The following is a 20,244-nucleotide window of genomic DNA, read 5'->3' as shown; positions in this document are numbered from 1 at the left end:
TCGCCCCGCCCTGCGGCCGGTTTCGCCCGGAATGTTCCAGTTATCAGTCACACGCTGTTTTGTCCTAGTGTCTACTTCTATGAGTGATGTTCTTGAAATGGCTGCCGTAAGCGTTGTCCGCGGAGCTAAAACGCTCCTCAACAAAGTGGACTGGCAGGTCAAAGAAGGCGAACGCTGGGTAATCCTTGGACCCAACGGCGCCGGCAAGACCACCCTGCTCCAGATTGCGGCGGCACGGCTCCACCCCACGAGCGGAATGGCCGGGATCCTGGAAGAAATGCTGGGGGCCGTTGACGTCTTCGAACTCCGGCCCCGCATCGGCCTGTCTTCCGCCGCGCTGGCCAACCAGATTCCCGAGCACGAGAAAGTGCTCAACGTAGTGGTGACCGCGGCCTACGGCGTGACCGGGCGCTGGCGCGAGGGCTACGAGAAGGACGACGAACGCCGCGCGTTCCGGCTCCTCAATGAGTGGGGCATGGGTCCGCTCCTGAACCGCGCGTTCGCGTCCCTGTCCGAAGGCGAACGAAAACGCGTCCAGATTGCCCGTGCCCTCATGACGGACCCGGAACTGCTCCTTCTGGACGAGCCTGCCGCAGGTCTGGACCTTGGCGGCCGTGAAGACCTGGTGCACCGCCTCAGCGAACTGGCACTCGACGACACGGCCCCGGCCATTGTGCTTGTGACGCACCACCTTGAGGAAGTCCCGCCGGGCTTCACCCACGCCATGCTGATGCGCGACGCCGGCGTTGTGGCAGCCGGACCCATTGCTGAGGTCCTGACATCGGAACACCTCAGCGAGACCTTTGGCCTGCCCCTCGACGTTACGGTCAACGCGGGACGCTACGCCGCCACCGCACGCCGCTGATCGCGCGGCCAGCCTAGCGTGGACTTACTCAGCGGCGTCTTCGTCTTTTTTGCCGGGCTGTGGGCCGGAACCATCAACAGTGTTGTGGGCTCGGGCACCCTGGTCACCTTTCCCGTCCTCATTGCCCTGGGAATTGCCCCGGTAACAGCCTCCATCAGCAATGCCATGGGGCTCGTGGCCGGCAATGCCGCGGGTGCCTGGGGGTACAGGAAAGAACTTGCAGGGCGCGGCAAGCAGCTTCTCCGGCTCCTGCCTGCATCCCTTCTGGGCGGCATCAGCGGCGCCTGGCTGCTGCTGCACCTTCCGGAAAAGGTCTTCCACTACGCCGCCCCCGCCCTGATTGTGCTGGCCCTGCTGATGGTGGTGTTCCAGCCCCGGCTCCAGCAGTGGGTGAGGGACCGGGAGGAGAACCCGGAGCATGCCATCCGGGACAAACGCCACGGCGTGCTCCTGATCGTGCTGGTGTTTCTGGCCGGCGTCTACGGCGGCTACTTCGTGGCGGCGCAGGGCATCCTGCTGGTGGGCATCCTGGGCGTGTTTATGACGGGAACCATCCAGAACGCCAACGCCATGAAGAACATCCTCGTGCTGGGCGTGAACATCGTGGCGGCGGCGTCCTACCTGTTGTTCGCGTTCGGCCGTATTAACTGGGCCGTGGTGGGGATCATCGCGGTCAGTTCCCTCATTGGCGGCGTCATCGGGTCCAAGATAGGCCGCCGGCTCTCCCCGCCGCTCCTCCGCGGTGTCATCTTTACCCTTGGCCTCGTGGCCCTGGGTTTCATGATCGCCAACCTCCTCAAATGACCCGCCCAAAATGCCTGTAGAAATGACCTTCCGGTGACCCTCCACTACCTCGAATCCCCTGACGATCCACGCGTGTCCGATTACACCCGGCTGACGGATGTCCACCTCCGCAAAGTCCGGGAGCCCGCGGAAGGGATGTACATCGCAGAATCATCGCGGGTCCTCCGCCGGGCCCTCGCTGCCGGGCACCGGCCCCGGTCCTTCTTCCTCGCGGAGAAGTGGCTTGAGGACCTGGCCGATGTGTTCAGCGACTTCCCGGACGTGCCGGTCTACATCGGCAGTGCCGCCCTGCTGGAGGACATCACGGGCTTCCACCTGCACCGCGGCGCAATGGCGGCCATGCACCGTCCGGCGCCCGTCCCGCTGCCGGAACTGCTGGCCGGTGCCCGCAGGGTGGCCGTCCTGGAGGACATCGTGGACCACACAAACGTCGGTGCCATCTTCCGGTCCGCGGCCGCCTTGGGCGTGGACGCGGTGCTGGTCTCGCCCCGGTGCGGCGACCCGCTCTACCGGCGCAGCGTCCGGGTGAGCATGGGCACCGTGTTCCAGGTTCCCTGGGCGCGCCTGGAGTCCTGGCCGGCCGATCTTGAGGTGCTGCACGGGCAGGGGTTCACGGTCGCGGCGATGGAGCTCACCGGCGACGCCGTGGACCTCGACGAGCTGGCCGCCCGGAATCCGGAGAAGCTGGCGCTGGTCCTGGGCACCGAAGGCGCCGGAATGAGCGCCGAGACCCTCGCCGCCGTCGACCTCGCCGTCAAGATTCCGATGCGTGCAGGCGTCGATTCGCTCAACGTCGCGGCGGCGTCCGCCGTTGCTTTCTGGGAACTGCGGCCCCTGGACTGACTCCCGGAAGGCCGCGCCCCCGTCGGTCGGACGCTTCCGTCGGGCGCCCCTGCCGGTTCGTGCAGGGACCGTGTTTAGGCTAGGATTGAGTGTTGGTCCGGGCACCTGACGTTTTTTGACGTTGTTCCGCGACCCGCATCCCATTCATACCTGGCAACTGGCAAAATCCAGTTGTACGAACAAAGGTCCAATTATGAAGTCCAATACCCACCCGAAGTACGAAGCTGTTGTATTCAACGACCTGGCTTCCGGCGTCAAGTTCCTGACCAAGTCCACCGTGTCTTCCAAGAAGACCATCGAGTGGGAAGACGGAAACACCTACCCGGTCATCGACGTCGAAATCTCCTCCGAGTCCCACCCGTTCTACACGGGCAAGCAGCGCATCATGGACTCTGCAGGCCGCGTCGAGCGCTTCAACGCTCGCTTCAAGGGCTTCGGCGGCAAGAAGTAACAACTTCCCCCCAAGGTCTATTGGAAAAGCCCGCACCGGCAACGGTGCGGGCTTTTGCGTTCTTGGGGCAGGATGGAAGGCATGACATTCCCTCCTTTTGAGACCGGCCCGGCGGACGGCACGCACGACGACGGCGGCCGGCGCCACGGTGAGTACAAGGTCCCGGGAGGCAAGCTGGTTGTGGTGGATTTCGACGTCGTCGGCGGGCACCTCGCGCATGTTTCCGTCAGCGGTGACTTCTTCCTGGAACCCGATGAAGCGCTCCTGGACATCAACCGCGCCCTGACCGGGCTGCCGGAGACAACGGCTGCGGCGGATATCTCCGAGGCCGTCACCGCCGCGCTCCCCGACGATGCCGTCCTGTTTGGGTTCTCCGCCGACGCCGTGTCCGTCGCGGTCCGCAGGGCGCTGGCGAAAGCCACCGGCTGGGCGGACCACCACTGGAATGTCATAGCACCGTTGGTGCTGCCGACGCACGTCAACGTCGCGCTGGATGAGGTCCTTACCGAGGAGGTGGGCGCCGGGCGCCGCAATCCCACGCTCCGGTTCTGGGACTGGGAGGAGCCGTCCGTGGTGATCGGCAGCTTCCAGTCAGTGCGCAACGAGATCCATCCCGACGGCGTCGCCCGCCACGGCATCACCGTGGTGCGCCGGATCAGCGGCGGGGGAGCGATGTTCATGGAAGCGGGCAACTGCATCACCTATTCGCTGTACCTGCCCCAGACCCTGGTGGACGGCATCAGCTTCGCAGACTCCTACGCGTTCCTTGACGCCTGGGTCATGGCCGCGCTGGAGAAACTGGGCATCAGCGCCTTCTATGTGCCCCTCAACGATATCGCCACGGAACAGGGCAAGATCGGCGGTGCGGCCCAGAAGCGCCTGGCCAACGGCGGCATGCTGCACCACGTGACCATGAGCTACGACATCGACGCCGACAAGATGGTGGAGGTCCTGCGGATCGGCAAGGAAAAGCTCTCGGACAAGGGCACCACCAGCGCGAAGAAGCGGGTGGATCCGCTGCGCCGGCAGACGGGCCTTGCCCGGGCGGAAATCGTCGAGGCCATGATGGATGTCTTCAGCGGCCGGTACGGGGCAACCCCGTCGGTCCTGAGTGACGCGGAGCTTGCCTCGGCCAGGGACCGTGTCGCAACCAAGTTCGGAACCGAGGAGTGGTTGCACCGGGTTCCCTGAGTAATCCGGGTGCGCTAGGACACGGCGGCCCGCAGCGCCGCGGCCTGGGCTTCGAGGGCACGGTGCAGATGGCTCCGCTGCTCGATGATGATGCGGCGCAGCGCCCGAGGTGCCGCGGGATGCCGCGCGAGCCAGTCATCGGCGCGGACCAGGACCGGGTGCTCCTCGGGCAGTCCGCCGGCGAGGTCCTGCCCGACGGGGAACAGGCCGCGAACGATCCGGCTGGCAATCTCGATGCTGCGCTCCGCCCAGACTTTCTCCAGGCAATCGAAGTACGGCTCAACGAACGGGTCCAGCAGCGTGTCCGGCGCGGTGTTGAAGCCCGCAATCGTGGCGCTGAGGAGCTGGTTGGAGAGAGCGGTGCCGTTGACGGCCGCGTCCCACGCAGCGGCTTTGACGGCGGAGTCCGGCCGGGCAGCCAGAGCCGTGGCATGGCCGGCCCGGCCGGACGCTGTGGTGTCGCGGGCCAGTTCGGCAGCCAACTCGGCCTCGGACGCCTGCGCGTTGGCTGCCAGGGCGTGCCACAGGCTCCAGCGGAGCTCCGGGTCAACGGCCAGGCCTTCGACAACCGTTGTCCCGTCCAAAATCCCCCGCACGAGGTCCAGCCTGCCCGTGGCCTGCCTGCTTGTGGTGGCTAGTGCCCTCGCCCAGGCCAGCTGGTGGTCCGACCCGGGTTCGGCCGCCACGAGTTCGCGGGCAGCGGCGTCGAGATAACCGCTCCGGACCGCACCCCGTTCCGGAACGGGGACATAGCGGTCGATGGCAGTGGTCGCGTTGCCCAGGACATTCAGCAGCACGCCGATGCCCTGTTCGGCAGGGCCGAATTTCTCCACCGCCGCAACATAGCGGCCAGCGGGAGCCACGGCGTCGCGCGCTGCATCCCAGAGGGCCGTCCAGCAGAGCGCCCGTGCCATCGGATCCTGCAGGGCGCCAAGGGACGCCCGGGCGGTCGCTTCCGAGCGGGGATCAAAGCGGACCTTCACGTAGCTGAAGTCGTCGTCGTTGACCAGGAGGAGCGCCGGTACGGGCCTGCCCTCGAGCTCCGTCACGACCGTGCGGCCGCCCGCCAGATCCGTCTCCACGCTGTCCACCCTGACCAGCGCGCCGTCGGCGTTGAAATCGTAGAGCCCGATCCGAAGCCGGTGCGGCCGCAGTTCCTGGCGTCCCGTGGTGGGGTCCACAGCGTCCTGGACGAGGGCAACGCTGCCGAGCACGCCGTCGTGCTCTTCGATTTCGGCAGTGAGGGTGGAGATCCCCGAGGTCTGCAGCCACTGGCGGGCCCACAGGGTCAGGTCCCGGCCCGATGCCTCGCCCAGGGCGGCCAGCAGGTCGGCCAGGGTGGTGTTGCCGTAGGCGTGGTCCCGGAAATACCGGCGCGAACCGGCGATGAACGCCTCGAAACCGACATAGGACACGAGTTGCTTCAGCACGGACGCACCCTTGGCATACGTGATGCCGTCGAAATTCTGCTTGGCTGCCTCCAGGTCCGGAATGTCGGCAACAATCGGGTGGGTGGTGGGCAGCTGGTCCTGGACATAGGCCCAGGCCTTGCGGTTGTTGGCGAAGTTCACCCAGGCCGTATCCCAGTCCGTGGCGCGGTCCACGCCCAGGGTGCCCATGTAGTCGGCAAAGGATTCCTTGAGCCAGAGGTCGTCCCACCACTGCATGGTCACGAGGTCGCCGAACCACATGTGCGCCATTTCGTGCATGAGGGTGTTCGCCCGTCCCTGGTACTGGGAGTCGGCCGCCCGCGACGTAAAGACGTAGTTTTCGGTGAAGGTGACCAGCCCGGGGTTTTCCATGGCACCAAGGTTGTATTCGGGCACGAAGGCCTGGTCGTACTTGCCCCAGGGATACGGATAGTCGAACAGGTTGTTGAAGAACCCGAGTCCCCGCTTGGTGAGCTGGAACAGGTGGTCGGTGTCGAAGGACCCGGCCATGGATGCGCGGCAGTACAGCGCCAGGGGGACCTCCAGGGCGGTCCCGTCGTCGAGGGTTCCGCTCCAGTGGTCCTCCGCCCTGAAGTACGGCCCGGCCAGGACGGTGGTGATGTAGGTGGACATCCGCCCCGTGGGCGCGAAGTCCCACCGGCTGGTTGCCGGATCGCTGGTCAGCTGGGTGCGGCCGGCTTCGGCGCCGTTGGAGGCGACCTGCCAGTCCGACGGCGCCATCACGTGGAAGGTGAACTCCGCCTTGAGGTCGGGCTGTTCAAAGTTTGCAAACACGCGGCGGGCATCGGCAGGCTCGTATTGGGTGTAGAGGTAGCACTGGCCGTCCGCCGGATCGAAGAAGCGGTGCATGCCCTCGCCGGAGGTGCTGTAAAGCGCCGTCCCGGTGACGGTTACCTGGTTGTCCGCCTGGAGGTTGTCCAGCCGGATGCGGGATCCGTCCACTACGTCCTTGACGGAGAGCCCCTTTCCGTTCAGGAAAACGCTGTGCACGTCGCTGCTGACGAAGTCCAGGAAGGTGGACGCGCCCGGTTCCTGCGCCGAAAAATGGATGACGCTGCGGCTGGTGTATCCGCGGACCTCCGGATCCTGCGCCAGGCGGACGTCAAGCGAAACGTCGTAGCTGTGGGTGGTGATCAGGGCTGAGCGTATTGCCGCTTCATCGCGGTGCAGGTTCTCATTCGACACCAAGCTATTGAATCACGAGCCCTGCCCCGGCATTCGCGCGCCGGCAGTCAGCGCGGGCAGTCAGTAGGGCTGGACGATCAGCACTGCGGCCCCGAGGCCCAGGAGCGCGATCAGCAGCCACGCCGCGAGGGCGGCCAGCAGTGCCCTCGCCCCGGTATGCAGCAGGGTCTGCACGCGGACTGCCGAACCCAGGCCGAACAGCGCCGTGCCCAGCAGCAGGTCCTGTACTGCGGCCGCCGACTCCAGCCACCCGGGGGACAGCCAGCCCGTGGAGCGCAGACCCACCATGGCCACAAAGCCGATGACAAACAGCGGAACAACCGGTGGCAGCCGGAGCTCCGCGCCGTCCGTGTCCGGATCGCCTGCCACGCCGGTCCGGCTCAGGCCGGCCCCGTTTTCAACGGTTCCGTTCAGCGCTGCCCCGTTGCGCGCGTCCCGGCTGATGACCGTCCGCTGGTGGACACCGGCGGCGGCCACTATGGGGGCAAGCAGGATCACCCTGGTCAGCTTGACGACGACGGCGATCGCCAGGGCTCCGGTTCCTGCGGTCTGCGCTGTGGCCACCACCTGGCCGACGTCGTGCACCGATGCGCCGGTCCATGCGCCGAACACCTCGGGCGTGAGCTGCAGCGGGTGCAGGAGGAGCGGCAGGACGCCGATGGCCAGCGTGCCGCACAGGGTTACCAGCGCCACCGGCAGGACGGTGTCCACATGCCGGATCCTGCGGACCGCGGCCATGGCACCGATGGCAGAGGCGCCACAGATGGAGAAACCCGTGGCGATCAGCAGCGATGCGTCACGGGTCAGCCGGAACATCCGCGATATCCCGTAGGTCCCTGCGAAACTCACCAGGACCACCCCGGTGATGAGCAGCAGCGCCTGCCAGCCGAGCCCAAGGACGTCCATGACGCTGACTTTCAGGCCGAGGACCACGATGCCGGCCCTCATCAGGTGCTTCCCCGCGAAGTCGAGCCCGCTGCGTGCCCCGCCTGCAACCCACGTTCCCGTGCCCGGCAGGTTGGCGGCAAGCAGTCCCAGCACCACGGCGACAGTCATGGCAGGCAGGACCGACACCATTGCGTGTACGGTAAAGGCCACCCCGACGGCGAAAACGGCAGTAAGAAGTCCCGGCACGATGGGTGGGATCCGTGCGGAGATCCGCCCCAGGGGGGCGGCGGGGAATCTGGGCAGTGGCACTCACCTACCTTGCCGGACATGTGCGGAAAAACACGAACCGGAGGGGGTGGCTCCAACACGCCACAATGGGCACCAGTAATGAATACGAAACAAAAAGGTGGTTGGCTAGTGACCATGTCTGACCTATTCCAGGATTACTCCGAGGCTGCCGGCCGCACCGGTGCCTACGACGAGATGTTTACCCCCGGCCAACAAGCCAGGAAGTCCTACGGGCAGGTCGCAGGGGCTCTTCGTGAGCTTTCCCTCGCCGACGTCACCGCCCGTGCCGACTCGATGGCGCGGACGTTCCTGGACCGCGGCGTCACCTTCGACTTCGCAGGGGAGGAACGGCCGTTTCCCCTGGACATCGTGCCCCGGGTGATCCCGGCCGATGAATGGAGCGTCCTCGAAAGGGGAGTTGCGCAGCGGGTCCGGGCGCTGGAAGCCTTCCTCAATGACGTCTACGACAAGATGACCGTCGTTGCCGACGGCGTCATTCCGCGCCAGCTTGTCACCACGAGTGCCCACTTCCACCGCCAGGTCCACGGCTTTGAGCCGGCCGGCGGAGTCCGAGTTCACATTTCCGGGATCGACGTCGTCCGTGACGCGGCGGGAACCTTCCGGGTGCTGGAAGACAACGTGCGGGTGCCCTCGGGCGTCAGTTACGTACTGGAAAACCGCCGGGCCATGGCCAAGGGCCTGCCTGAGGCTTTCGGCCAGCAACTGATCCGTCCGGTCGAAGAGTACCCGCGCCGGCTGCTGTCCGCGCTCCGCAAGACGGCACCCTCCGGGGTCGACGACCCCACGGTAGTGGTCCTTACCCCCGGAGTGTTCAACAGCGCGTACTTCGAGCACACCCTGCTGGCAGGCCTGATGGGCGTGGAGCTCGTGGAGGGCCGTGACCTCATCTGCCGCGGCAACCGCGTGTACATGCGGACCACCGCCGGCGAGCAGCGCGTCGATGTCATCTACAAGCGGATCGACGATGACTTCCTCGATCCGCTGCAGTTTCGTGCCGATTCCATGCTGGGCTGCCCCGGCCTGGTGAATGCCGCCCGCGCTGGCGGCGTAACCATCGCCAATGCCGTGGGCAACGGCGTGGCTGACGACAAGCTCGTGTACAGCTACGTGCCTGACCTCATCCGCTATTACCTCAGTGAAGAGCCCGTGATCGCGAATGTCGACACGTTCCGGCTGGAGGAGAAGGAGGCGCGCGAGCACGTCCTTGACAGGCTGGATGAACTGGTGGTCAAACCGGTGGACGGCTCGGGCGGCAAGGGCCTGGTCATCGGGCCCGATGCGACCAAGGACGAACTCGAAGCCCTGCGCAAGCGCGTCATCGCCGATCCCCGCGGCTGGATTGCGCAGCCGGTCCTGCAGCTGTCTACGGTTCCCACCCTCAGCGGTGATAAGTTTGGCCCTCGGCACGTCGACCTGCGTCCGTTTGCCGTCAACGACGGCGACGACGTGTGGGTGCTCCCCGGCGGACTGACCCGCGTGGCCCTCAAGGAGGGCTCGCTGATCGTCAATTCCAGCCAGGGCGGCGGGTCCAAGGACACCTGGGTGCTGTCTGACTCTCCCGAGGTTCCGGTGGAACTCCTGCCAAGGCCGTCCATCACCGTCCGCGAGCGGGTTTCGGTGTGGCCGGTCGAAAGCAACTGGCGCGACCGCCAGACGGAGCAGCAGCAGTGAGCCGCCGCCGTCCGGTGCAGCCCGCACCATTTTCACCATTCACGTTCATGCAGATTTCGGACCCGCAGGAGGAAGCCGCAAATGCTTAGCCGTATTGCCGAGTCCCTATTTTGGATCGGCCGCTATGTGGAGCGGGCGGATGGCACCGCCCGCATCCTGGATGTCCACCTTGAGCGGCTCAACCACCTGCCCACGGAGGAGCGGGACAACGTTGCGCGGGAACTCCTGGCCGTCATGGGGGCCCGGCCCGAGAGCGACGAGTTCGGCCTCGAGGAGCTGCTGCACGCCCTCGCCTACGACAAACAGAGTGCCACGTCCATTGCGGGTTCGCTGGGCGCTGCCCGCGAAAACGCCCGCCGTGCCCGCGAAACGGTTTCGTCCGGGCTCTGGGAGAGCCTGAACACCACGTACTACGGGCTGAACCAGCACCGCAAGGACGTGGTGGGCACCTACCGGTTCTGCCACTGGGTGCTGGAACGCACGGCCATGGTGAGCGGGCTGGCGGACACCACCGTCAGCCACGACGACAGCTGGCTGTTCCTGGCACTGGGACGCTCCCTGGAGCGTGCCGATATGACGGCCCGCATGCTGTCGACCCGCGATGTGCTCTCCGCCGGCATGTCGTGGGTGAACATGCTCCGTTGCGCCGGCGCCTATGAGTCCTTCCTGCGGACCCGGCGCGCCGCCTTCGGCGACCAGCATGCCGCCGAGTTCCTGCTGCTGGACCGGCTATTCCCGCGCTCCATCGTCTATGCCCTGCGGGATGCGGACGACTGCCTGGCCAAGCTCGATCCCTCCGCGCAGCGCGTCGGCTTCATCAACGACGCCCGCCGGATCGTGGGCCAGGCCCGCACCTTCCTTGAGTTCCACCGCACGGACGACCTCATGTCCGAACTGCCGGAGCACATGGAGCGCGTCCAGAAGGCTGTGTCGCAGGCTTCGGACGCAATTTCCCGTAAGTACTTCAATCAGGCGGACGAACTGGCCTGGGTGGGAGAAGTTTCATGACCCGGCTGAGCATCATTCACAAGACCGGCTACAAGTACAACAAGCGCGTCACGCTCTCATACAACGAAGCCCGCATGACGCCGCTGACGGATCCGCAGCAGGTGGTGCTGGAATCATCCATGAAAGTTGCGCCGTCGCAGGCCGCCGTTAGCAGCTACCGCGACTATTGGGGCACGCGTGTTACGGCCTTCGACATGCAGATGCCGCACGAGTACCTTGAGGTAGTTGCCACCACCACGGTCGAAGTCCACCGCGCTGAGCGCGTCCCCGCCGAGGGCGACATCGTCTCCTGGGACGTGCTGCAGGCGTCCGAGACGCTCAACCAGTTCAGCGACTGGGTCCCGCAGTCCCGCCTGAGTGGTCCGGGAGACGAAGTCCTCGGCATTATTCCGGGGATCGTTGAAGGCCGGAACCCGCACGGGGCAGCCATGGCCATCTTCGAATGGATGCGCGGGGAGATGACCTACATGAAGGGCTCCACCGGGGTCACCACCAACGCGGCGCAGGCGTGGGGCCAGCGCCAGGGCGTCTGCCAGGACCTGGCGCATCTCGCTGTCGGAGCGCTGCGCAGCTGCGGGATTCCCGCCCGGTACGTTTCCGGCTACCTTCACCCGCGTTCGACGGCGGACATCGGCGAGACGGTGGCTGGCCAGTCCCACGCGTGGCTGGAGTGGTGGGACGGTGAATGGCGCAGTTGGGATCCGACCAACCACAAACCGGCCGGTGATTTCCATGTCACGGTGGCACGTGGCCGCGACTACCGGGATGTGCCGCCGCTCAAGGGCATCCTGTCCGGCGGCGGTGGTTCCGCGCTGAACGTCAGCGTGGAAATCACGCGCCTGGCCTAAGCCCGCGCATTATTCTTCTGCAGACCGGGTGGCGTCATCGAGCGGCGTCCACCAGGTCAGCGCGGGAGCGACCTTGAAACGGCGGCCCGTGACCGCGTCCGGGGTGATCCGGACAAAGTGCTCCTTCGTTCCGGCCTGCCAGGGGAACAGCAGCAGCCCCACGGTGTCCAGAACGTCCTGCGGATTCTTGACGGCGGCGGCCTGGCCCTTGACCACCACGCTCCAGGCGATCCCGGAGTCTGAGTCCACGCCGTCGGCCTCCACGGCTACGGGAGTTTCGCCGGTCGCTGACTGCAGCTTGGTGCCTTCCGCCGTACGGAAGACCAGCGTGCCGTGGTCCACTGTGAAGTTGATGGGGAAAATGTCCGGGTGGTCATCCACCCAGACGGCCAACCGGCCCAATGAGACGCTCCGCAGCAACCGCCAGCATTCATGGCTGTCAAGTTTTTCGACCTCGTACGGAGTATCAGCGCCCGGTTTCCGATCTGTGCTCATGACGCCGAGCCTAGGCAAGGAACACCAGGCAAGCTAGGGCACAATGGCCCAATGCCGGCCCAACGCACATTTCCGCCGCCCGGAATTGAGGCTTAACGGTATTCTGGCCTCACGCCGCCGGAGCGGACGGATACGGTCAGGAGTCGGGTTGTGGATATGCATGGCAATGGCGACGGTCCCGAACGGTATACAACAGCGGGCAGCCTGAGGATCGAAGACCTGCTCAAGGATTTCGTTTCACGGGCCGGTGAACTCCTCCAATTCCAGGAGCGCATGGGAGGCCTGCTCGAAGCCGTCGTGGCGGTCGCGGAGGATTTGAGCCTGGACGCCGTCCTGGAGCGTGTTGTCCAGTCTGCCTGCCAACTGCTGCACGCCCGCTATGGAGCCCTGGGTGTTATTGGTGATGACCGCGCCCTTAGCCACTTCATCACAGTCGGGATCGACGGCGAACTGGCCAAGCAGATTGGCCCCCTCCCAACCGGCCATGGCGTCTTGGGATTGCTGATCTCCGATCCCAGGCCGCTGCGGCTCCAAGACCTTCGTCGCCACCCTGAAGCCTACGGCTTTCCCAAACACCACCCGCCCATGCAGTCATTCCTCGGTGTTCCGGTGCGGGTCCGCGATGTCGTTTTTGGCAACCTGTACCTGACGGAAAAGGAGGGCGGCGGCGATTTCACCGTAGAGGACGAGGAGCTTGCCGTTGCCCTGGCTGCGGCGGCAGGTGTAGCCATTGAGAACGCGCGGCTGTACGACGACGCCCGGCGCCGCGCGCAGTGGCTTGAGGCCTGCATGGATGTCTCCGGGCTGATGCTGGGGAGTGATCCCGCATCCTCGTCAGAGGGCCTTGATCCCATTGCCGGGAGGGCGCTGCGGGAATCCGGGTCCAGGCTGGCTCTGATCGTCGCACCGTCTGCGGATGGCGTCGGCTACGTTGTGGCCGGGGCCGACGGCAAAGACGCGGATTTGTTTTCGGGTCTGCCGCTCTCGCTGGAGTCGGAACCCCTGCAGACGGTTCTTGCCGGAGGTGAACCGCTTCTCGTGGACAATGCCGCGGATGTTCTGGGCGTGCTGGAGGGGACCGTGACCGGTCCGCTCCTCGCGGTGGCTCTCAGCACCCAGGGCGCCCATCACGGACTGCTCCTCCTGGTCCGCGACGCCGGGGCAGGCGCCTACGGCCGCACGGACGTGGAGATGGGGGCTGTTTTTGGGTCCCACGTCGCTTTGGCGCTTGAACTCGCCAGGGTCCACCGCCTGCGGGAAGAACTGCTTGTCTTCACCGACCGGGACCGCATTGCCCGCGACCTTCATGACCTCGTGATCCAGCGGCTATTCGCCGCCGGCCTGAGCGTCCAGAGCCTGACCCGCTTCACCAAGGAGGGGCTGGCGCTGGAACGGATCGGCGCGATCACCGGGGAACTGGATGAGGCAATCCGCAGCCTGCGGGACACCATCTACTCGCTCCGGACCGGCAACGGGGACACCGAGCTTCTCAGCGGAAGGCTGCGGCGGGTCACGCGGAGCGCATCCAAGTCCATGGCTTTCACACCCGGGCTGAACCTGGAAGGCCCTGTCGACTCAGTCCTGCCGGACACGGCCAACCATGTGGTGGCTGTTGTTTCCGAAGGCCTGAGCAACGCCATCCGCCACTCGGGCGCAGACTTGATCGAGGTATCCGTTTCGGCGCTGAAGGGCAGGATGACCGTCCTGGTCACCGACAACGGCCGCGGGTTCAGGGACTCGGCGAAGCGCAACGGGCTCAACAACATGGACGAGCGCGCCAGGATACTTGAAGGTACCTGCACCATCACCAGCGCCCCCGACGCTGGAACCAGCCTGGAGTGGTCAGTCCCGCTTTAGTGCCGGTGGCCTTCAGAATCGGTGGCGGGGGAGTGGGCGGCGGTGGAATGGGCCGGACCGGAGTGCCCCGAGGCAAACGGGCCGGGCATTGCGTTGTTGGCGATGTACACCGCAGCCTGCGTTCGCCGTTCGAAGCCCAGCTTCGCCAGGAGCGAGGACACATAGTTCTTTACGGTCTTCTCCGCCAGGAACATTTCAGCCGCGATCTGCCGGTTGGTGAGGCCACCGCCCACGAGTTCCAGCACCCGGCGTTCCTGTGGTGTGAGCCCCGCAATCCTTGGATCCACCTGCTGGGGAGCGACGAGGCTTTCGACGATGCTCGCCGCCACGCCGTCGTCGAACAGTGACTCTCCTGCAGCGGCACGGCGCATTGCGCCGATCAGGTCCGTGCCGCCGATCTCCTTCAAGACGTATCCGCGGGCGCCGGCGAGTACCGCCCCCCGCAAGGCCTGCTCATCGTCAAAACTCGTCAGGATGAGGCAGTTCAGGTTCGGATCCACCGACCGGACATCCCTGCAGACTTCGATGCCCGTTCCGTCGGGAAGGCGGGCGTCGAGCACGCTTACGTCAGGGTGCAGGGCGGGAATGCGCCGCGTCGCCTCAACAGCGGAACCCGAACTGCCCACAACGTGGAAGCCCTCACCTTCGAGGAGCTCCTGCAACCCCCGCCTGACAAGTTCGTGGTCATCGAGGATGAACACGCGGATCAGGTCAGTATGCATACCTTGCGCGGAGGGACGCTGGTCTGCCCTGGGAATCATGGTCCTCCTGTCCGGCGGCCGGAGCTGCCAATGTCGGTCCGCAGTCGGCGTGCCGGTACGGTGCAAGTCCCATTATGTCTGTCCGGACTCGGTTACCGTCATCCGGCTCTGCCATTCTCGTTCACGGCCATGAGTGCAACAAGGGCCCTTGGACCCACCGGGCATGACTTTAGGCCCTACCTGCCCGCGCTCCCGGCACACATCCTTGAACTACGCCCGCCAGCTCCCGTCGGGCTCCGGCCCGCGGGAGCCGGACGCGAAAGGGGAAGAAATGAACGAGGCCAGGGACGTCCGCACGATCGTTGTCGGAGTGGACGGCTCCGAGGCGTCGGTGGAAGCGCTGAAGCATGCCCAAGGGCTGGCGGTGGGCCTCGGAGCGCATGTTGTGGCGCTGGCGTGCTGGGATTACCCGCCGGTATATGACGGCTATGTGGCCATGGGCACCAACGACTTCGACGTGCGTGCCGGGGAGATCCTCCAAGAGTCGGTAGACAAGGCCTTTGGGCCGGAAACGCCCACGAACATCGAGACCCGTCTGGTGCAGGGACGCCCCCGGCACACCCTCATTGATGCCAGCCGGACCGCCGACATGCTGGTGGTCGGAAGACGCGGTCACGGCGGCTTCGGAGGGCTGCTGCTGGGTTCGGTGAGTTCGGCCTGCGTTGCCCACGCCCATTGCCCTGTCCTGGTGGTCCACACGCCTGAAAAGCACTGACCCGGGTACCCGACCGGGTCCCTACTCGAAGGCGGCGCGCCGGGGATCGGACAGCCGGGTGTTCCACAGGTCCGGCTTCTTGACCTTGAAACGCCGACCGGTCAGGGCCTTGGGCGCGAGCCGGACGTAGTAGTCCTTGTCACCGGGCTGCCATGGCTCCAGGAAGAGTGCGTCCACCTGCTCCTTCTCCCCCTGGCTCTCGATCAGTTCGGATTCGCCGCGGGCAACCACGCTCCAGGCCATCTCTTCATGGGCGTCATAGCCGTCAATTTCGAAAGCCACAGGTTTGGACGTCAGGGCCGCCCAAAGCTTGGTTCCGCCGGCTGTCCGGAAGACGATGGTGCGGCGTTGAAGCACGAAGTTGACCGGGAAGATTTCCGGATGGCCATCAACAATTAGCGCGATCCTCCCGACCGTCTCCGTGTCGAGAAAGTCCCAACACTGGTCAATGGACAGCTGGCCCTCGGGCGTCATCGTGTTCATGTAGACCCACGTTACGGTCCCTCCGGCACGCCCATTAGGGCCATAAGGCCTTGCAGCGCTCCGACAGCCCGCTGCTATGCGAGTGGTTGGGGAGTTCCTGCTACCACGGGCTCGGTTTGTAGTCCTTGAGGAAGACGCCGTACTGGTCTTCGCCGTTTTCACCCATGACGATGGGATCGTAGACCCTCGCAGCGCCGTCAACCAGGTCCAGCGGCGCGTGGAAGCCTTCCTCCATGAGCCGGACCTTGGTGTAGTGGGGGCGCTCGTCCGTGATCCATCCGGTGTCCACCGCCGACATCAGGATTCCGTCGGCATCCAGCATTTCCTGCGCACTGGTGCGCGTCATCATGTTCAGCGCCGCTTTGGCCATGTTCGTATGGGGGTGGCCAGGGCCCTTATAGGCGCGGGAGAACTGCCCCTCCATGGCGGAGACGTTCACGATGTACTTCCGGTGCGCGGTGGAGCGTTTCATGGCGCCGCGCAGCCGGCTCACCAGCAGGAACGGTGCAGTCACGTTGCAGAGCTGAACCTCGAGCATCTCCAGGGGGTCCACTTCGTCCACCACCTGCGTCCAGCTGTTGATCGCGGCCAGGTCCGGGACCAGCCCGCCGGCGTCGATGGCCGTGCCGGAGGCAATCCGTTCCAGCGATGCGGACCCCGTGGAGAGGGCGAGGGACGTAATGGCATCTCCGGCGAGGACGGGATGCTCCGTGACGCTGCTGGCGAGGGCGAGGGGGTGCTTGTCGTGGGCGTGGCCAAACGTCACCAGTTCGGGACCCCCGTTGGCTGGTTCCAGTGCTGCCGGCAAGGGCTCATCCTCGGCGTCAACCAGCGGTTTGTACGCGTTACCGGACCGGCGAACGGTCTGGGCCGCGTTGTTGATGATGATGTCCAGCGGGCCTGCCGCGTCGAGCGAATCGGTCAGGGCCATCACCTGGGAGGGATCGCGGAGGTCGATGCCCACGATCCTCAGCCTGTGGAGCCAGTCCCCGCTGTCCTCCATCGCCGCGAAACGACGCGCTGCATCCTTCGGGAAGCGTGTGGTGATGGTGGTGTGAGCGCCGTCCCGAAGCAGCCGGAGGGCGATGTACATTCCAATTTTGGCGCGCCCGCCCGTGAGCAGTGCGCGCCGGCCAGTGAGGTCGGTGCGTGCATCGCGCTTGCTGTGGCTGAACGCGGCGCACTCAGGGCACAGCTGATGGTAGAAGGCATCAACCTGCGTGTAGTGCCTCTTGCAGATGTAGCAGGGGCGGGACCTGATGAGGTGCCCTGCCACGTTGCCGGTCGCCGAGGGCTCCAGCTTGTTCCCACGGGTCTCGTCATCGATCCGGTCCGGGGCCGCAGTGGCCGTCTGCGCGATGACGGCGCGGTCCGATTCAGCGATCAGGTCGCGTTTGGTGACCCGGCGGTGGCGCTTGACAGCCTTGAACATCTTGCCGGTGGCGCGGCGAACCGAGACGTAGTCAGGGTGTTCCTCGTCGTAGGCATGGATGGTGTTTAAAACCTTGAGGCAGGCCTGGATGTCCTCAGGCGTCAAATCGGGGGAGTTCATTGTTCCGATTTTACAGCCTGGGAGGCTTCCGGCCTGCCGTCAGGGTTTAGGGATTGTTGCTGAACGACTCCTAGTCGGCGGCAGGCACGCGCACGGCCGCGGCGTGGGCTTCCCCAACCATCTCCACGGACTCCCTCACCGACGGCAAATTCTGCGTTGCCGCCTTCACCGCGTTGGGAACCAGGTGCAGGTTGGCCGCTGAAAGCTCCCGTTCCGCTGCGTCCGGCTCAGGGACATGCTGGCCCTTGGAAAGAACCGTGATGCCGGAGTCCGTCACCTTGAAGCCGCGGGCGCGGTCGAGGTCCGGATCCAGGCCGATCGCGGCGCCCGCGGGCACCTTGACATTCTTGTCGATGATGGCGCGGTTGACCACGGCGCCCTCGCCGATCTGCACCTTGTCCATCAGCACCGAATCCACCACGCGGCTTGACGTGCTCACGTAGACATCGTTGGACAGCACGGAGCCCTCCACGATGCCGCCTGAGATGACCACGCCGCTGGCCACGATGGAATCCAGGGCGGTTCCCACTGTGTTGTTGCCGCCGCGGACGAACTTGGCCGGCGGGGAAATGCTCTGGCGCGTGTAGATGGGCCATTCGGAGTTGTAAAGGTTGAACACCGGCAGCGGCGAGATCAGGTCCATGTGGGCATCGTAGAAGGAATCGATGGTTCCCACGTCCCGCCAGTAGGTCCGGTCCCGTTCGGTGGAACCCGGAATCTCGTTCAGCGTGAAGTCGTAGACTCCCGCTTCACCCTGGCCGACGAAGTAAGGGATGATGTCCCCGCCCATGTCGTGCTTGGTGTCCAGTCGCTCGGCGTCAACGTGCAGGGCCTCCACCAGGGCGTCGGCGTTGAAGACATAGTTCCCCATGGACGCCAGGAACTGTGTGGGATCGGCTGCCAGGCCCGGCGTCGAGGAAGGCTTCTCCACGAAAGCGGCGATCTTCTGCGGATCGTTCTGGTCCACTTCGATGACACCGAACTGGTCGGCCATGTTCAGCGGCTGCCGCACTGCAGCCACGGTGGCCTTCGCCCCGCTGGCCACATGCTGCGCCACCATCTGGGCGAAGTCCATACGGTAAACGTGGTCCGCACCAACCACCACCACAATGTCCGGGTTGGCGTCACGGATCAGGTTCAGGGACTGGTAGATGGCGTTGGCGCTGCCAAGGAACCAGCTCTTGCCGACACGTTGCTGCGCCGGAACCGAAGCAACATAATTGCCCAGCTGCGTGGACATCCGCCAGGTTTCGGAAATATGGCGGTCCAGGCTATGCGATTTATATTGCGTGAGCACCACTATCTGGAGATAGCGCGAATTTACGAGGTTTGATAGCGCGAAGTCGATAAGCCGGTAACTCCCGGCAAACGGCACGCCGGGTTTAGCCCTGTCAGCCGTCAATGGCATCAGACGGTTTCCCTCGCCTCCGGCGAGGACAATAGCCAGGACTTTCTTATTCAACGGCATTATGGTCGCTCCTGTACGCCTTCGTAACTACCCCAAAAAGTCCGGCATGCCCGGACCCCTTCACACTAGAACAGATACGCCGGAAGGACTACCTTGGGTAACGTGCGAATAGACATTGTGACTAAAGAGTTCCCGCCCGAGATCTACGGTGGCGCCGGCGTCCACGTGGCTGAATTAAGCCGCGTCCTGGCCAAACATGTGGATTTGCAGGTGCGCGCCTTCGGTGCGCCCCGGGATCCCGACTATCACGGGGCCAAAGTGACGTCCTACTCGGTTCCGGAGGACCTGGGTGCGGCCAATGCCGCCGTCCAGACCCTGGGCGTGGACCTGCGGATCGTTCCGGACATCGCAGGAGCGGACCTGGTCCATTCGCACACGTGGTATGCCAACATGGCCGGCCATCTGGCATCGCTGCTCCACGGCATCCCGCATGTCCTGAGCGCCCACAGCCTCGAGCCGCTGCGCCCCTGGAAGGCCGAACAGCTGGGTGGCGGCTACGTGCTGTCCTCCTGGGTGGAGAAGACCGCCTACGAGGCCGCCGCAGCAATCATCGCCGTCTCCGAGGGGATGCGGCAGGACATTCTGCGCAGCTACCCGGACGTCGACCCCGCCAAAGTCCGCGTGGTGCACAATGGCATCGACGTCGAACTCTGGACGCGTGACGAGGGCGATGACGCCATCAGGGCGCTGGGCATCGACCCCGAACTTCCCAGTGTGGTCTTCGTAGGCCGGAACACCCGCCAGAAGGGCGTCCCGTACCTGCTCCGTGCAGCGGCAAAGCTGCCGGCGGACGTCCAGGTGGTGCTGTGCCTCGGCGCAGCGGACACGCCCGAACTCGCTGCGGAAACCGCACGGCTGATCGAGGAACTCCAAAGCCAGCGCAGCGGCGTAATCCTTATTGAGCGGATGCTGCCCCGCAATGAACTCATCCAGGTGCTCAGCCATGCCACCGCCTTTGCCTGCCCGTCCATCTACGAGCCGCTCGGTATCGTTAACCTGGAAGCCATGGCCTGCGGCGCTGCCGTTGTGGCCAGCGCCACCGGCGGCATTCCCGAAGTTGTCCAGCATGGCGAAACCGGTCTGCTCGTGGACATCGAACAGGTCACCGACGGGACGGGCACTCCGCTTGATCCCGAGAAGTTCGTCACCGAATTTGCGGCTGCCCTGACCGAAGTGGTGTCAGATCCCGAGCGTGCCCGCGCCATGGGGCAGGCGGGCCGGCGCCGAGCGGAGGAGCACTTCTCCTGGGAGTCCATCACGGAAACAACACTTGAGGTGTACCGCTCGGTCCTTGCCTGAACCGGAAACGGACGGCCGCTGCCAATCGCCACGGGTAATTGGTAGCGGGCCATAGACGCCGACGGCGCCGCCCTCACTTAGGGGGCGGCGCCGTCGTGGT

General features: G+C 65.3%; 18 protein-coding genes. 11 read left to right on the top strand and 7 right to left on the bottom strand.

Annotation, left to right across the window (positions count from 1 at the left end):
* Positions 1 to 79 precede the first annotated feature (79 nt).
* The 5 genes from J7I79_RS18820 (at position 80) to J7I79_RS18800 (ending at position 4,154) form a co-directional block, all read left to right on the top strand.
* Positions 80 to 865, top strand: a complete 786-nt coding sequence (locus tag J7I79_RS18820; RefSeq protein ID WP_214955784.1) for an ABC transporter ATP-binding protein — start codon at positions 80 to 82, stop codon at positions 863 to 865.
* An 18-nt stretch (positions 866 to 883) separates the two neighbouring features.
* Entirely contained in the window at positions 884 to 1,669 is a 786-nt protein-coding gene (locus J7I79_RS18815) for a sulfite exporter TauE/SafE family protein (RefSeq protein ID WP_214955782.1), read from the top strand.
* Between the two features lie 33 nt (positions 1,670 to 1,702).
* Positions 1,703 to 2,512, top strand: coding sequence for an RNA methyltransferase (locus tag J7I79_RS18810; protein ID WP_214955780.1), 810 nt, complete (start codon positions 1,703 to 1,705; stop codon positions 2,510 to 2,512).
* Positions 2,513 to 2,705: 193 nt separating this feature from the next.
* Entirely contained in the window at positions 2,706 to 2,963 is a 258-nt protein-coding gene (locus J7I79_RS18805) for a type B 50S ribosomal protein L31 (protein WP_011691973.1), read from the top strand.
* Between the two features lie 81 nt (positions 2,964 to 3,044).
* Positions 3,045 to 4,154, top strand: a complete 1,110-nt coding sequence (locus J7I79_RS18800) for a biotin/lipoate A/B protein ligase family protein (protein WP_214955779.1) — start codon at positions 3,045 to 3,047, stop codon at positions 4,152 to 4,154.
* A gap of 14 nt (positions 4,155 to 4,168) precedes the next feature.
* On the opposite strand, the gene pepN is transcribed toward J7I79_RS18800, so the two are convergent.
* Both pepN and J7I79_RS18790 read right to left on the bottom strand, forming a co-directional pair.
* On the bottom strand, positions 4,169 to 6,790 hold the full coding sequence (pepN, locus tag J7I79_RS18795; RefSeq protein ID WP_214955777.1) for an aminopeptidase N: 2,622 nt from the start codon (positions 6,788 to 6,790) through the stop codon (positions 4,169 to 4,171).
* A gap of 60 nt (positions 6,791 to 6,850) precedes the next feature.
* Complete coding sequence (locus J7I79_RS18790; protein WP_251043023.1) at positions 6,851 to 7,867, bottom strand: putative sulfate exporter family transporter; 1,017 nt, start codon at positions 7,865 to 7,867, stop codon at positions 6,851 to 6,853.
* 234 nt (positions 7,868 to 8,101) lie between these two features.
* Here J7I79_RS18790 and J7I79_RS18785 point away from each other — a divergent pair, with 234 nt between their 5' ends.
* From J7I79_RS18785 to J7I79_RS18775, 3 genes are all read left to right on the top strand, one after another.
* A complete protein-coding gene (locus tag J7I79_RS18785; RefSeq protein WP_104174347.1) occupies positions 8,102 to 9,658 on the top strand; it encodes a circularly permuted type 2 ATP-grasp protein in 1,557 nt (518 codons plus the stop codon).
* An 81-nt stretch (positions 9,659 to 9,739) separates the two neighbouring features.
* Positions 9,740 to 10,666 (top strand): alpha-E domain-containing protein, encoded by a 927-nt coding sequence (locus tag J7I79_RS18780; protein ID WP_104174221.1) that lies wholly within the window; start codon positions 9,740 to 9,742, stop codon positions 10,664 to 10,666.
* Positions 10,663 to 11,514 (top strand): transglutaminase family protein, encoded by an 852-nt coding sequence (locus J7I79_RS18775; protein WP_214955775.1) that lies wholly within the window; start codon positions 10,663 to 10,665, stop codon positions 11,512 to 11,514. Before J7I79_RS18780 ends, J7I79_RS18775 begins: the two co-directional genes overlap by 4 nt.
* Positions 11,515 to 11,523: 9 nt before the next feature.
* On the opposite strand, the gene J7I79_RS18770 is transcribed toward J7I79_RS18775, so the two are convergent.
* Positions 11,524 to 12,009: a pyridoxamine 5'-phosphate oxidase family protein gene (locus tag J7I79_RS18770; protein WP_214955773.1), complete on the bottom strand. Its 486-nt coding sequence runs from the start codon at positions 12,007 to 12,009 to the stop codon at positions 11,524 to 11,526.
* Positions 12,010 to 12,165: 156 nt separating this feature from the next.
* On the opposite strand from J7I79_RS18770, the gene J7I79_RS18765 reads away from it, so the two are divergent.
* The gene (locus J7I79_RS18765) at positions 12,166 to 13,866 is read left to right on the top strand and encodes a GAF domain-containing sensor histidine kinase (protein ID WP_214955822.1); all 1,701 of its coding nucleotides are present in this window, start codon (positions 12,166 to 12,168) and stop codon (positions 13,864 to 13,866) included.
* On the opposite strand, the gene J7I79_RS18760 is transcribed toward J7I79_RS18765, so the two are convergent.
* Positions 13,863 to 14,627: a response regulator transcription factor gene (locus tag J7I79_RS18760; RefSeq protein WP_214955771.1), complete on the bottom strand. Its 765-nt coding sequence runs from the start codon at positions 14,625 to 14,627 to the stop codon at positions 13,863 to 13,865. The genes J7I79_RS18765 and J7I79_RS18760 overlap by 4 nt on opposite strands.
* Positions 14,628 to 14,898: 271 nt before the next feature.
* Here J7I79_RS18760 and J7I79_RS18755 point away from each other — a divergent pair, with 271 nt between their 5' ends.
* Positions 14,899 to 15,342 carry a universal stress protein gene (locus J7I79_RS18755; protein ID WP_214955769.1) on the top strand — a complete coding sequence of 148 codons (444 nt, stop codon included), beginning with the start codon at positions 14,899 to 14,901 and terminating at the stop codon, positions 15,340 to 15,342.
* A gap of 21 nt (positions 15,343 to 15,363) precedes the next feature.
* Here J7I79_RS18755 and J7I79_RS18750 read toward each other — a convergent pair whose 3' ends face one another.
* From J7I79_RS18750 to glgC, 3 genes are all read right to left on the bottom strand, one after another.
* The gene (locus J7I79_RS18750; protein WP_214955767.1) at positions 15,364 to 15,825 is read right to left on the bottom strand and encodes a pyridoxamine 5'-phosphate oxidase family protein; all 462 of its coding nucleotides are present in this window, start codon (positions 15,823 to 15,825) and stop codon (positions 15,364 to 15,366) included.
* Positions 15,826 to 15,925: 100 nt separating this feature from the next.
* Positions 15,926 to 17,377, bottom strand: a complete 1,452-nt coding sequence (locus tag J7I79_RS18745) for an SDR family NAD(P)-dependent oxidoreductase (RefSeq protein ID WP_214955765.1) — start codon at positions 17,375 to 17,377, stop codon at positions 15,926 to 15,928.
* A gap of 70 nt (positions 17,378 to 17,447) precedes the next feature.
* Positions 17,448 to 18,845, bottom strand: a complete 1,398-nt coding sequence (gene glgC / locus J7I79_RS18740) for a glucose-1-phosphate adenylyltransferase (protein ID WP_214955757.1) — start codon at positions 18,843 to 18,845, stop codon at positions 17,448 to 17,450.
* Between the two features lie 102 nt (positions 18,846 to 18,947).
* Here glgC and glgA point away from each other — a divergent pair, with 102 nt between their 5' ends.
* Positions 18,948 to 20,144 carry a glycogen synthase gene (glgA, locus tag J7I79_RS18735; protein ID WP_214955755.1) on the top strand — a complete coding sequence of 399 codons (1,197 nt, stop codon included), beginning with the start codon at positions 18,948 to 18,950 and terminating at the stop codon, positions 20,142 to 20,144.
* Positions 20,145 to 20,244: the final 100 nt, after the last annotated feature.

Origin of the sequence: Arthrobacter sp. ISL-69, assembly GCF_018613775.1 — a bacterium.
GTDB lineage: Bacteria > Actinomycetota > Actinomycetes > Actinomycetales > Micrococcaceae > Arthrobacter.
This window is presented reverse-complemented; position numbering and strand designations above follow the sequence as displayed.

Coding starts and splice junctions, on each gene's coding strand:
- J7I79_RS18800 (WP_214955779.1), top strand. CDS start 3,045: ATGACATTCCCTCCTTTTGAGACCGGCCCGGCGGACGGCACGCACGAC.
- glgC (WP_214955757.1), bottom strand. CDS start 18,845: ATGCCGTTGAATAAGAAAGTCCTGGCTATTGTCCTCGCCGGAGGCGAG.
- J7I79_RS18820 (WP_214955784.1), top strand. CDS start 80: ATGAGTGATGTTCTTGAAATGGCTGCCGTAAGCGTTGTCCGCGGAGCT.
- J7I79_RS18765 (WP_214955822.1), top strand. CDS start 12,166: ATGCATGGCAATGGCGACGGTCCCGAACGGTATACAACAGCGGGCAGC.
- J7I79_RS18780 (WP_104174221.1), top strand. CDS start 9,740: ATGCTTAGCCGTATTGCCGAGTCCCTATTTTGGATCGGCCGCTATGTG.
- J7I79_RS18785 (WP_104174347.1), top strand. CDS start 8,102: ATGTCTGACCTATTCCAGGATTACTCCGAGGCTGCCGGCCGCACCGGT.
- J7I79_RS18790 (WP_251043023.1), bottom strand. CDS start 7,867: ATGGTGTCGGTCCTGCCTGCCATGACTGTCGCCGTGGTGCTGGGACTG.
- J7I79_RS18755 (WP_214955769.1), top strand. CDS start 14,899: ATGAACGAGGCCAGGGACGTCCGCACGATCGTTGTCGGAGTGGACGGC.
- J7I79_RS18770 (WP_214955773.1), bottom strand. CDS start 12,009: ATGAGCACAGATCGGAAACCGGGCGCTGATACTCCGTACGAGGTCGAA.
- J7I79_RS18760 (WP_214955771.1), bottom strand. CDS start 14,627: ATGATTCCCAGGGCAGACCAGCGTCCCTCCGCGCAAGGTATGCATACT.
- J7I79_RS18750 (WP_214955767.1), bottom strand. CDS start 15,825: ATGAACACGATGACGCCCGAGGGCCAGCTGTCCATTGACCAGTGTTGG.
- J7I79_RS18745 (WP_214955765.1), bottom strand. CDS start 17,377: ATGAACTCCCCCGATTTGACGCCTGAGGACATCCAGGCCTGCCTCAAG.
- J7I79_RS18805 (WP_011691973.1), top strand. CDS start 2,706: ATGAAGTCCAATACCCACCCGAAGTACGAAGCTGTTGTATTCAACGAC.
- J7I79_RS18775 (WP_214955775.1), top strand. CDS start 10,663: ATGACCCGGCTGAGCATCATTCACAAGACCGGCTACAAGTACAACAAG.